Here is a 12675-nt window from a genome sequence, read left to right on the forward strand (position 1 = left end):
CGTTCCCCGTCGAAGGCCAATCGCAACAAGCGATCGCCGACGGGGATGGATAGAAAAGGTAGGAAATGGGTTAGTTCAACAAGTATTCAGCCGTCGTAGGACCCCAGCGTAGGGCAGAGAAAAAATACTTGCTGTATCGAATACGATGGCATAACCCGAATGCAACGCCACGTTGCTATTTGACCAATTTTTCAGAGTAGATGGGCAAACCTAGTCCTGCACTTCTCGCTGATTCTGTAGGCCAGCTTTCGGTCGCTCAGAGAGAGATCGACGGCCAAATCAGACGGCGAACTGCGTAGTTTCAGCCTAGACATTCTCTGCCCATTACGGCTTTTGGTTAAGGTCTCTAACAGTGATGCATACTTGTCCGCCGCCGAACGAAGCGATCGACGAATGGCTCGAATCTTATGACACTGTGCGGGGCCGTTATGGCCACCTTCTCCTCGAGCAGAAAGCCGACACTGACGACGACCTGATCGCTCGGCTGAGACCGTACTTCGAGTCGGCTCACATGGATGCGCGGGAATACTTCCACGCTCAAATCGGCATCGACCTTCACCCGGACGCTGGCGCTCTCGGCGGGGAGGCATGCTATCCGCACTGCCTCCCTCCAAAAGCGCTTCGCGGCCTTTTCGGCGAGGTGATGGCCGGGATGCTCACTGAGGCCTTCCGTGATTCATTTGTCGGCGGCCACCATTGGCGGGTGCCGATCTTTCTGTTTCGGTATCATGCCGACGTTGAGGCTTACTTGTTTTCACTCGCTCGAGACGGACGGCGGCGACGCGAAGTGTTCGGCCGATTCGGCAGCGACTTTATCGGAGTCGCTCTAGATGATGATGGTCGGATATCGAGATTTATTGCTGGAGAGGCCAAGTGGCGCCGCCAGCTCATCGATAGTGTCTTCAGTGAGCTGATGCTAGGTGAGTTAATCAAAGACCCTGACACCGGAAAGCGCGCTCGATCGGGTAAGGGCATCTGGTTCGAAATAAATCGAGACACTCCGGTGCCGCATGGCTTGCGCCAATTGGAGAGGCTTTTGGAACAGCGAGATCCGGATGGGTGTGCGGCGGCGATTTTGTCACTTGACCAAGCTCTGATTCTCGATCACCCACGGCCACTGCCACGCACCAACCTCATCCTGATCGCCGGTAACGGCGCGCGCCGAAGGGAGGCTGGCCAAGTACTTGTAGGCTGGGAGGAGCTGCCGAACGAATACACTGCTCCTCATGACCTGCAGGTCGTTGAGCTCATCTTGAGTGATGGCGAACTGCTGATCGATGGGCTGTATTCCACACTTTGGACTTAAGTTGAGCTATGCCGAAATTTGATGCGGATCGGCTCGAGCTAGCCAACGACCTTCGACGCCAACTGGCCGTGGAGAACGAACTCTCGCGCACCCAGGCTAGGGCCTATGTTCGCTGTCTCCAGTCGACTTGGCAGGTCCCTACTATTCAGTGGACGCATCAGGAGTCGGCGAGTCAGTTGCGCGACGCGAGACGTTTACTCCATGCAGCATACATATTTCGGCAGGTCGAAGGGCGAGCCTCGTCGGGAGCCATCGCCTGTTATCGCCGCACGGGCGAAATCCTTGAGTGGCTGACGCGAGCAGCGGATAACGTTCGCGCCATTGTTCCGATCGAAATACTTGCTGCTGCAGCCTATCAGCTTGGCGGGCTCCCAGCGATGGCTTCAGGCCTTCTGGGACAGGTTAATACCGAGAACGATGGCCTCGCTCTGTATGCTGCCTTCTTGCGCGCGGACTTCGATAACGTTCTGGAACGAACGGCAACATTTTGGGCGTCGCATCGCGATCTGACGAGTCCAGACGCTTCCGAAAGACTGGCTAGGCCAGATCTTGATGCGTTTGATGATGACGATCGGGTCCCTTGGTATTTCACCGTCGAGCTTGTGCGCTGCCTCGGGCTCTTGGCTGATAGTCTACGACGCGGAGATGAGGAGCGCAGCGGCCGCGCGATGGAGAAGCTTAGCGCCCTCGATGGAATGGCCGTGCGTGTTTTCAGTGACGACGCGTCGCTCCTCGTGGGGCTACTGAAACAGGTAGCAGATGGCTTCAGAAACGCGAGCATTTACCGCCCGCTCACCGCGCTATCGAACCTGAACCCCGACAGACGTTCGAAGCTCCTGGCATACGCTCGGGGACAATTCAGCCGGGGACGCGGCATACTCTGGTCCTCGCAATTGCAGGGGTTGGAGCGCCTGTTGAGAGACAGCTCCTTTGCCCTCTGCACGCCAACGGGTTCCGGCAAAACGTTGGTCGCGAACATGGCCTTGGTCAAAGAGTTGCTTGTGCGTGGGCACGAGGGCGTCGCGCCGCTGGCAATGTACCTCGTGCCCTCACGTGCCCTGGCCGGTGAAGTGGAGGCTAAGCTTCGCGTCGAGCTCGGCGATGAGATGATCGTCACCGGTCTCTATGGCGGCGCGGACTGGGGTGTCACGGATTATTGGTTAAGCGGTGAACAACCAACCGTGCTCATCGTTACGGTGGAAAAGGCGGATGCGCTGATGCGCTACCTTGGCCCCCTTTTGCTCGAACGCTTGCGGCTTGTGATCATCGACGAGGCACACCAGGTGGTTCCGGATGGTGGGGAGAACACGAGGATCAGTTTTTCGGAGCATAGGAATCGCTCGCTGCGACTGGAGAGCCTCATATCGCGCGTTCTCGCAAAGCGACCAGACGTCGTCCGAATCGCGCTCACTGCGGTAGCGGGAGGCGCGTCCCTACCTGTAGCACGTTGGATCGAGGGAAGACCCGACGCTGAGGCAGTAGGCGTGCGCTATCGAAGCACTCGACAGGTTATCGGCATTTTGGAAACGAGACCGAATCGCCCATGCCGCATTCTGCTCGATATCATGAATGGCCGACCGTTGTATCTGCGTGGGGAGGAGCAACCCGTTTATCTCCGGCTTCAAATCGCGCAGATGCCGCAATTGCCGCCAAGCATGCGGAATATCCTCAATCGCTTCAATAGTCTAACCGTACTTTGGACGGCTCTCCACCTAGTCGAGGAAGATCAACGCATTCTTATCTCCGTAGCTCAGGAACCGGAGCAGACGATGCGCTGGTTCAAGGAAGCTCTGGAACTTCCGACATGGACGGCAGCGCCGCGCTTCGTAGCGCCTGAAGGGGACCTCCGCACGCGGTACGACGAAGCGCGGGCGGCTTGTATCGACTACTGCGGCGTCGATTCCTTTGAGCTTGCGCTTCTTGATCGGGGGATCGCGACGAGCCATGGCCAGATGCCGCAACGACTTCGACGCCTGATGACCGAAATGATCGAGCGGAGGATTTGCCCGATAACGGTCGCAACCGCGACTCTGACAGAGGGAGTGAATCTTCCGTTCGACTTAATTTTTCTGACTTCACTTAAGCGGCGCTCTTGGGACGCAGAGAAAGAGCAACAGATAATCACGCCGCTTTCGACCGCAGAGTTCCGAAATCTCGCCGGTCGAGCCGGACGGCCCGGCGCGGCGCGAGGGATCGAAGGTATGACGCTTGTGGCGCTCCCAACCGAGATCTCCACGACTGCAAACAGCTTCGTGGAAGTCCAGCGCAAGCAACGTCGTGATCTTGTGGCGGACTATGAACAACTTCGAACAGCACTGCTGATCGAGGAACAAGATGCTGATGCAGTTGAAAGCCCTTTGGCCATGCTGCTCAGCGCAATTCGCGATCGTGCAATCACTGTTCTTGGGTTAACGCCTGGTCAATTCCTTGATTGGCTCGATCAGGCCCTTCCGCCGGACATCAGTCCTGATGCCGGCGCCGGAGCGAGCGGGCTGCGTGCTCGCCTCGCAGACAGTCTTGATGAACTTGACGGGGTGTTGCTCGCGGCGCTCGAGGAGGTCGCGCGTGCCGACGAAGTGGAGATGACCAGCGCCAAGGCCGAGGCGCAGCTCGTTGAAATATGGCGGCGAACGTTTACCGCTGTTGCCGCAGTCCAGGAAGAATGGATGGAGCAGGCGTTGATACGGCGCGGCCGCGCCGTGGTGGAGACCGTCTACCCGGACGTGGACGAACGTCGACGTCTTTATCAGTATGGCTTCTCTCCTGTCGTTGGCCGACGTTTCGAGAATGTTGCTCCGCAAATCCGGGATTTGATGGCAACGGCTCTAAGCTATGGCGTTGATGATCCCAACACCCGGCTGCGCCTATTCGAACAAATCGGGGAGCTTCTCGCTAATGATCGCGGGTTCGGCTTTCGTGTACGCGCCACCGTCGGCGACCAGGCACTTCTCGCAAACTGGCAAGCCGTGTTGGCATGGTGGCTGCAAGCGCCCGATGTTGGTGGACCTGATGCGGATCAGCTTCGGAGTTGGCAGCGCTTTGTAGCCGACAACCTCGAATTCAAATTGGGCGTCGCTATGGGAGCGGTCGTCGCGCAAGCCTGGTCCGCGGGCGCAGCCGATCCGCGCGCTGTCCCTTCGCTGGCGGATTGGCGTGCAACCACGGGGCTCCCGTGGTTCGGTTTTTGGGCTCGCGAACTGCTGCGGTGGGGTACTCACGATCCGTTCGTTGCCTATGCGCTCGCACAGGCGCTAGCTCACACGCGAGAGCGCGCCGCCGAACGTCGTGGAGAGTTCGAATCTTGGTTGCGCGCAAACCACGTAGATATCGAACCCGACGACTACATCGATCCGCAGCTCTTTCTCGAATGGCAGAATAGCCTACCTAGGCGTGAGCGCGCCGCTACAACATTTGCTCCCGTCCCCGTCGAATTGACCGGAACTAACGGCGCCAGGCACCGATACAGTGTGATACCCGTTCCGCACGGTGCACACGTCAGTTGGCTTGACCCAGCGGGCTTTGAACTCGCGAGATCCAAGGACGTCGCGGGCGCTTATGACAATAGTGCCGTTCGAAGCGACTACGAGCTTCGCGCTACGCGAGGCGGAGCTTCCGTCAACACAATTTTTCGAGCAGGCTTTCGATAAAGCACTGAGACGAATGGGCTGGCAGCTCGGTTGACCTCTGTTTCGACGCCCTATTTGCTCTCGAACTCTCACTCTGGTTGGACACAAGGTTGAAACACCTTCGACCTCCTTTGGGATCTCCTGCCGGAGTCGGAAAATCCAACGTCTGCTGTCGGGATAGATGGGCCGAGAGCGCTGGATTGTGAAGGCGATGATGTTAATCCATTGCAGGCACGATGTTTGAGATTCCTAGAGACCCGGCCATCAATAATGCAGTAGCGGCGGATTGCGATGATCTGAGCGACAGTAAATCCGCCCGCAACCCGCCTTACGAGAGAAGCCCTGCACGCGGAGATAATGGCCTTCAAATCGACAAAGCCATTTGGGCCCGCCAATAGATTAGCGCACTAAGAAAGTCGATCGTGCTTTCAGTCGAAGAACGCGGGTCTGTTAGCGTCAGCTGCGAATGCGAACGCCGCTTCAACGTCACTCTCGATTGTTCTACCTCGCGACAGCGGAGGCAGCTGATCTTTTGGAAAAAAGATGGCCTCGCTCGTCTCCAATCTCGGCCGCACCTCGCCACCTGAGAGCCGGTCACAAAGGAAGAACATTTTGTAAAAGTCTCGGACGTCAAGCGAATATGAGCCGTTGGCCTTGTGCCGGACCCCATAGAGACGACGAACAGACACTTTCAATCCAGCCTCTTCGTATAGTTCCTTTTCGATGTTTTGGGCGGCAGAGAGGCCAACGTCAGCAAAGCCACCAGGCAACGCCCAAAGACCGTCGCTCTTCTCGCGGACCAGAAGAATTTTGTTCTCTTCTACAATTGCTCCGCGCACATCAACTTTCGGGGTTGCGTAGCCCCGCGCGAAATCAGAGATGAGCCCCTCTATCCTTTCGATGGGAACATTTCCCAATGTCGCGAGCATTCCATTGGCTATAGAAGCGATCTCCTCGTATCGTTCTCGATCGAACTGATCTCGTGCGAAATGCAGCCCGGTTGACGCGATAGCTTGCAACCTCTTGCCATACGCCAGCCACTGAGGCTCCATGGTGCCACTCCTTCACAATTCCAATGATCTCATAGCAAACGGCGGCCCGAGACGAAAGCACATGCCGTCTCTTGCAGTACGGTCGCCGGCAGAAGTGCCTTGTTGCAGCAGTTGATCTGCGTTGGAATGGCCGGTCGGAATTCAGCGTAGTATTCCTGCTTTTTCTACACAAAATTGCAGTATTTCGACCTGGGGTTTCGCGTTCTGAAAGTGAGAAGCAAGTCAAGAGGACTTATTATTGCCGCCGCCGTTTTTGCTAAAGTCGATGCCGCAAATTGCGTATCTGGAGTGCCATTCTAATGACTGACGGCAACTTTTCCTTCAGGGCCGCTTGCCCCGGAGACGCGGAAGCGGTCTTCAACATAACGAAAGCGTCGATCTCCGGCCTTGCAGGATCATCCTATTCTCGAGATCAAATAGAGAATTGGATGGGTGAGCGTACACCGGCCTTCTATGAAGGACTCATCGCCAGCGGACGAATGACCGTGTGTTTGCGCGACGATGCGGTGGTCGGATTTGTCGACGCCGAGCCCGGTGAAATAACTCGGCTATTTGTACTCCCTGACGCCGCCGGTCTCGGACTCGGGCGCCGTCTCCTCGAGATTGGAGTCGAGCAAGCGCGATTGGGCCATAGCGGGCCAGTGAGGCTCGAGGCGACGATCAATGCTGAAGCTTTCTACCGAAAGCACGGGTTCCGAAGCCTGCGGAGGGGCTATTTCTCTCACGGTCTGGGCGGCGAGCCGATCGAGATCGTGCACATGGAACTGTGAATCACGACGGCTATCCTTCCGCCTGCTCGTCCTTCTGAATATCCTCCGGGATCTCTTGTCGCAGCTTCGGTCCTTGATTCAGCCGTCGCCCAAGTGCCGCGACGAAATTGTCCCACCGCGCGCCCGCTTGCGCCCGCGCCGCCTTCGCAGCTGGTTCTGGAAGCGGCGGTGTCGTGGCGAGCCAGAACCGGACGAACAACGCCAAGGTCTCGACCGAGATTCCCACGTCGCGCTCGAGCCGCGCAATGCGGCGATCGACTTGATCGAGCCGCTTGGCAATGGCGGCCTCCCGCCGCTCGTCGGCATCCGGCGACAGGAAGGACGCGATCGCGGCTTCGGCGATGAGCGACATCGACTGCTCGCGCCGGGCGGCATAGGCCAATAGCGTCCTCATGACGTCCGGATCGAGATAAACCGACATCTGAGCTTTCTTCTTCTGTGCGGTCATGGCTGCCTCACAATCCGAGATCGTCACCGGGATCGAGCGATGCCTGGCGCGCGACGCCCTGCATCATTTCGCTCATGCGCCTGATCCGCGGGGCATCTTCGTCGAGCTCATCCACAAAGTCAGACGCGAACTCATTGTCGAGGAGTTCCTTCTTCTCTACGTTATCCCGAGCCAGTTCCGGTTGCCGTCGGCGGTCGGCGGTCTTCGGATCCTCGACGTCTGTCTCGTCGTCGCTTGACACCGGCGGTGTGGTCGGTTGCGGCGGGAGTGGTCGTGAACTCCAATCGTCCGGCCGGCTCTCGTTGGGTTTGGTCAGCACCGGCGGCGCCAGGATGCGCTCTTGGAACCTTTTATCCTCGTAATAGCGCGCCTTCCTGGCGCGAATCGGATGAAGACCTGACATCATCACGATCTCATCTGACGGCGGGAGCTGCATCATCTCGCCGGGGGTGAGCAGCGGGCGGGCGGTCTCCGACCGAGACACCATGAGGTGACCAAGCCAAGGCGCCAGCCGGCTGCCGGCATAGTTCTTCATCGCCTTCATCTCGGTCGCCATACCCAGCGCGTCGGACACCCGCTTGGCCGTCCTTTCGTCGTTGGTCGCGAAGCTGACGCGGACGTGACAGTTGTCAAGGATCGAGTTGTTTGGCCCGTAGGCCTTCTCGATCTGGTTCAGAGACTGGGCGATCAGGAAACTCTTAATGCCGTAGCCGGCCATGAACGCGAGCGCCGATTCAAAGAAGTCGAGCCGACCGAGCGCAGGGAATTCGTCGAGCATCAGGAGGAGCCGCCGCCGGCCGGCCTTGGTCTTCAGATCCTCGGTCAGGCGGCGGCCGATCTGGTTGAGAATCAGCCGGATCAGCGGCTTGGTGCGGTTGATATCGGATGGCGGCACGACGAGGTAAAGCGTGGTCGCCCGGTCTACGCTGACGATGTCGGTGATCCGCCAGTCGCAGCGGCGCGTGACCTCCGCTACCACGGGATCGCGGTAGAGACCGAGGAAGGACATCGCCGTGCTCAGGACTCCGGAGCGCTCGTTGCCGGATTTGTTCAACAGCTCGCGCGCAGCGGACGCGACAACGGGGTGCACGCCGGCCTCGCCGAGATGCGCCGTCCGCATCATAGCAGCAAGCGTCGACTCGATCGGCCGCCTGGGATCGGACAGGAAGGCGGCGACGCCGGCGAGCGTCTTGTCCTCCTCGGCATAGAGGACATGGAGAATCGCGCCGACCAGGAGCGCGTGACTGGTCTTCTCCCAGTGGTTCCGCTTCTCGAGGCTGCCTTCGGGGTCGACCAGGATGTCGGCGATGTTCTGGACGTCGCGCACCTCCCACTCGCCGTGCCGGACTTCGAGCAGCGGGTTGTAGGCTGACGATTTCGCATTGGTCGGGTCGAACAGAAGAACGCGACCATGCCGCGCGCGGAAGCCCGCGGTGAGCTGCCAGTTCTCGCCCTTAATGTCGTGGACGATCGCAGATCCCGGCCAGGTCAGGAGCGACGGGATGACAAGGCCAACGCCCTTGCCGCTCCGGGTCGGCGCAAAGCAGAGGACATGCTCCGGTCCATCATGGCGGAGATAGGCGCGCTCGAACCGGCCGAGCACCACGCCGTCGGGCCCGAGCAGGCCGGCGTGCTCGATCTCCTTCGTCTCAGCCCACCGTGCGGAGCCATAGGTCTCGGCATTCTTGGCTTCGCGGGCGCGCCAGACCGACATGCCGATCGCGACGACCGCGGCGATGATGCCGCCGGATGCGGCGATATAGGCGCCCTCTATGAAGACGTGCGGCGCATAGGCGTCGTAGGCATACCACCACCAGAAGAAGGCAGGCGGAAGGTAGAACGAAAAATGCAACAACTCGAACCAGGGTTGCCCGAGTTGAGGTTGGAAGCCGAGCCGCCAAGCCGTCCATTCCGTCGCGGCCCAGAAAGTCAGCAGGACGATCGCCAAAACAGTGACGACTTGGCCCCAGAGGATCTTGGTCGCGGACATGGCAGCCGCCCTTTCTTGAAGTCGGTGATCGTGAGGATGATTCACAGGCCGAGCCCTCGGCTGCGCCCAAAACCCCAATCGACACCGCCGTCATCGCGGGCGACGCCGGAGACGTGGCGACCGAGCTGCTTTTCGAGTGAGGGCGTCCAGGGCACGAGCTGGAAGCCGAGACCGTCGTCGATCATGGCGAAGCGGCCAGAGGCGAGCGCGAAGCGCTGCCGATAAGTCCCGGTGACATATTCGCCGGCGGCCGCCGGATTGAATGGCTGACCCGTCTCGGCCGCGAGCTGTTCACCTAGAGCCTCTAACTCTCGGCGGCGCAGCGTACCGATGAGGTCCTTCGCGAACACCACTCCACGCACCTGGCGCTCGGCGAGACCTTGCTCGATGAGCTGCTCGGCCCGCCGTTCCATAGCTTGCCGAACCTCGGGGCCGAATCCGGCCTGGCCAAGTGCCGCCGGATCGCGCGCGACCGCCTGCCGGTCGAGCCATGTCGCGCCACTTGCGGTCACCTGCGCTTCGATCGAGAGATCAGAGCGGACGGCGAGCGCCAGGCGACGCCGACCTTGCGCGTCGTCGAATTTGCGAAGCTCGACGATCGAGCTAGTAGCGCTGTCGCCGGCCGCCTCAAGATCGGGGAGCCTGATATGGTGGGTGCGGCCGTCGACGCCGTCGACGACGGCATAGGCGGTCCCCTTGAGTTCGTCATCGAGACCGCGATCGACGAGGCGTCCGATGACGGGAACGTCGAGGCTTTCGCCTGCCAGTACGTAGCTCGCAGTCCCGCGCTCGATGCCGCGTTCGGTCAGGCTGCGGTGGATGCGCTTGATGATGTCGCCGCGATCGCCGAGCTCGCGCAATATCGTCTCGGCACTCTCGTCCATGACCCATTGGCCTGACCCGAGTTGATGGGCAAGGCCCAGGCTCTCCAAGCGCCGCAGCCGGCCGAGCTTCAACGCATGGAACTGATCGGGCTGCTGCGACGGATCGGGCGCAAGTTCGATCACCCCGTGGCGACCTCCGTCGCGAACGAGCTGACGATCGAGCTGTGTCCAGCGTTCAGCGTCGACCTGGTGCTCGAGCGAGCGGCGGATGTCGAGATCGGAGCGCAGTCCAAGTTCCTGAGTGACCAGGTCCTGCGCGCGAGCCCGCATCCCCTCCTTGATGTAGGCGCGGGAAATGACGAGGTCCTGGCCGTCCTCGGCGATGCCGCGCACGAGGATGTGGACGTGCGGATGCTGGGTATTCCAGTGATCGACGGCAACCCAGTCGAGCTTCGTGCCGAGGTCCCTCTCCATCTGGCTGACCAGCTCGCGGCTAAAGCCTTTGAGATCGGCCACATCGGCTGCGTCTTCCGGCGACACGATGAACCGGAAATGGTGCCGGTCATTCTCGCAGCGCTCCGCGAAGGCATTGGGATCCGCATCATCGGTTTCCGGGCCGAACAGATGGGCCTTTTCCCCGTCCCGGGTGACGCCCTCGCGCCGGAGATAGCCGAGATGCGCGGCGAGTGGCGCGGAGCGCGCCGTATGACGGACGACTCGAGTCTTGATCGTCACCAGACGCGAGCGGCCGGTGAGCAGACGGTTTGCCCGTTCACTGGCGACCCGGCCGCGGCCGAAGCGCGAGTGACGATGGCTCGTGAGACGGCCAGCTTGCGACACGCCGCCACCAGCGCGCTGCGCGGCGGCAAGCGCCTGCGCGATGAACGGCTTGGCCCGCTGGCTCCGCGAGGAGCGGATGCGGCCTGGCCGTGGCTGAAATTCCTTCTCCTCAGCCATCGCCAGCCTCGGCAATGTGCGAAATTGAGAATCCGTGCAACGAGTTGATGGTGTGGCGCACATTGCGCGCTGAAGGCACACATTGCCGGATCAGCAAAAAAGCAAAGCAAGAACAACCGACCGACCGAGCCGCACATTGCGGCCTTTTATCTCGCCGTCGTTCCGGTCGCTGGTTCCCAGGGCTCAACTTCCAAGCCAACAGACTTTCGGCACTCGCGGCGATTTGCGACAAAACACGTCGGCTGGCGGCCGATTCATTGCGAAAGAGCCGCCGTGACCTGGCAGTTGACTTGCGAAGTCCCCACTGTTTGCGGGCGTTTGCGATAGCGATCGTTACCCGAAGGGCCGAGACACCCGTAGGGTGGCTCGGTGAGGAGCGAAGCGACGAGTAGAGCGCGGGCCGAAGGCATCGCCCATATGCCATCAGCACGTTATTATCGCACTCCTCCGCTTCGCGGCCGATGGCGGTGGTGAGCTGCCATCGCCCGACCAATAGCCGGACCTCCGCAGCAAGGACGCAGCCGGGCGAGCGTCGATCCTTGTGTTCACGCTGATGACAACGTGCAATCATCGCGATCCTCCCGTTGTCGAGAGTGCGACGAATAGGCCATTCGACTGCGGCGCGATGGCTGAGAGATCGTGCACGGGAACCGCAGCCGGCTTGTCGGTGGTCGGTCGATCGGATGCTGCTCGTGTCGTGGACGACGGTCCGTCAGCGCGGGTGAAAAACAGCGGAGCCCGCGTCCAGGATGAACGAGAAGAGGCCGCGACGAGGAGAGGTCCTGGCGTGCTCTCCACATCGACAAAAGGGACGATGGCAGCGACGTAGGCGACGGTCTCGGTGGGCAGCGGACGATGTCGGTCGCGGTAGTCTTCATAGCGGCCTGGACCAGCATTATAGGCCGCGAGGAATCCCGGCGAGCCGTAGCGGTCGTGCAACTCGCGAAGGAAAGCGGCGCCCGCAAAGATGTTGTCATGCGGATCGAAGGGATCGCGTCCGAGGCCGTAGCGCACGCGCAGCTCCGTCCAGGTCTTGGGCATGAGTTGCATCAAGCCGAGCGCGCCTTTGGGTGACACCGCGCGCCGATCGCCACCGCTTTCGATCCGCATGACGGCACGGATCCAGTCCACCGGAATGCCGAAGCGCTGCGCGGCTTCCGCGACATGAGCGGCATAGTGCTCGCTCACCTGTTGACGTTGGATTGGTGCTGCCTGCGCCGCCGCCGTCGGCCCACCAAACACCAGCAGGCCGGCAAGCAGGATAACGGCAAAGCCTGCTCGGTCTCCGCCGAAACGTGAGCAAGCCGCGTTGCTCGTGGCCGTCGAAGACGTGCTCCGTGCGCCGACCTGCGGTCGCCGCTGACGGCCGCGCGCGACCGCCGACTGATGCTTGAGGGGGATCAGGCGAGGAGACGACACGAACAAAGAGATGGAGCTTTGATGCGCCTTGCAGCCAGCACGCGTGACGGGATCCTGCATGCGATCAGTCCCGCTCGGCGCGCTGGGGCTGACGATTCCAATTCAGCGTCCAGATCGATTTGTCGTCGCTCGACTGGAAGAGATTGGCGCGGATCGGCCGCGGAAGCGTGGGATCGTCGATGACGAGCGAAACATAGTCGCCCGCCCTTTCGCCGGTACGCTTCCAGCCCGCGCCGATTTCCGGGCCTTCGCCATCGCCGAGCCGAATTCGGTAGTCGGGCGC

Annotated in this window: 9 protein-coding genes; 3 read left to right on the forward strand and 6 right to left on the reverse strand. The window is 60.6% G+C overall.

The window, feature by feature from the left end; all coding sequences use genetic code 11:
* Positions 1-511 precede the first annotated feature (511 nt).
* Together IVA98_RS33655 and IVA98_RS33660 are read left to right on the forward strand one after the other, a co-directional pair.
* Positions 512-1306: an aminotransferase gene (locus tag IVA98_RS33655; protein WP_346657757.1), complete on the forward strand. Its 795-nt coding sequence runs from the start codon at positions 512-514 to the stop codon at positions 1304-1306.
* A gap of 8 nt (positions 1307-1314) precedes the next feature.
* Positions 1315-4953, forward strand: a complete 3639-nt coding sequence (locus tag IVA98_RS33660; protein ID WP_247356600.1) for a DEAD/DEAH box helicase — start codon at positions 1315-1317, stop codon at positions 4951-4953.
* Between the two features lie 407 nt (positions 4954-5360).
* Here IVA98_RS33660 and IVA98_RS33665 read toward each other — a convergent pair whose 3' ends face one another.
* The gene (locus IVA98_RS33665; protein WP_247356602.1) at positions 5361-5984 is read right to left on the reverse strand and encodes an NUDIX hydrolase; all 624 of its coding nucleotides are present in this window, start codon (positions 5982-5984) and stop codon (positions 5361-5363) included.
* Between the two features lie 299 nt (positions 5985-6283).
* Here IVA98_RS33665 and IVA98_RS33670 point away from each other — a divergent pair, with 299 nt between their 5' ends.
* Entirely contained in the window at positions 6284-6754 is a 471-nt protein-coding gene (locus IVA98_RS33670; RefSeq protein WP_247356604.1) for a GNAT family N-acetyltransferase, read from the forward strand.
* A gap of 10 nt (positions 6755-6764) precedes the next feature.
* Here the strand turns inward: IVA98_RS33670 and IVA98_RS33675 are convergent, their stop codons facing one another.
* From IVA98_RS33675 to IVA98_RS33695, 5 genes are all read right to left on the reverse strand, one after another.
* Entirely contained in the window at positions 6765-7202 is a 438-nt protein-coding gene (locus IVA98_RS33675; RefSeq protein ID WP_247356606.1) for a CopG family transcriptional regulator, read from the reverse strand.
* A gap of 7 nt (positions 7203-7209) precedes the next feature.
* Complete coding sequence (locus IVA98_RS33680) at positions 7210-9192, reverse strand: conjugal transfer protein TraG (protein WP_247356608.1); 1983 nt, start codon at positions 9190-9192, stop codon at positions 7210-7212.
* A 41-nt stretch (positions 9193-9233) separates the two neighbouring features.
* The gene (locus IVA98_RS33685; protein ID WP_247356610.1) at positions 9234-10973 is read right to left on the reverse strand and encodes a relaxase/mobilization nuclease domain-containing protein; all 1740 of its coding nucleotides are present in this window, start codon (positions 10971-10973) and stop codon (positions 9234-9236) included.
* 567 nt (positions 10974-11540) lie between these two features.
* The gene (locus IVA98_RS33690) at positions 11541-12452 is read right to left on the reverse strand and encodes a lytic transglycosylase domain-containing protein (protein WP_247356612.1); all 912 of its coding nucleotides are present in this window, start codon (positions 12450-12452) and stop codon (positions 11541-11543) included.
* A gap of 4 nt (positions 12453-12456) precedes the next feature.
* A partial coding sequence (locus IVA98_RS33695) for a DUF736 domain-containing protein (protein WP_247356614.1) occupies positions 12457-12675 on the reverse strand: 219 nt, incomplete at its 5' end.

The sequence above is a fragment of the Bradyrhizobium sp. 160 genome, from assembly GCF_023073735.1.
Lineage (GTDB): Bacteria > Pseudomonadota > Alphaproteobacteria > Rhizobiales > Xanthobacteraceae > Bradyrhizobium.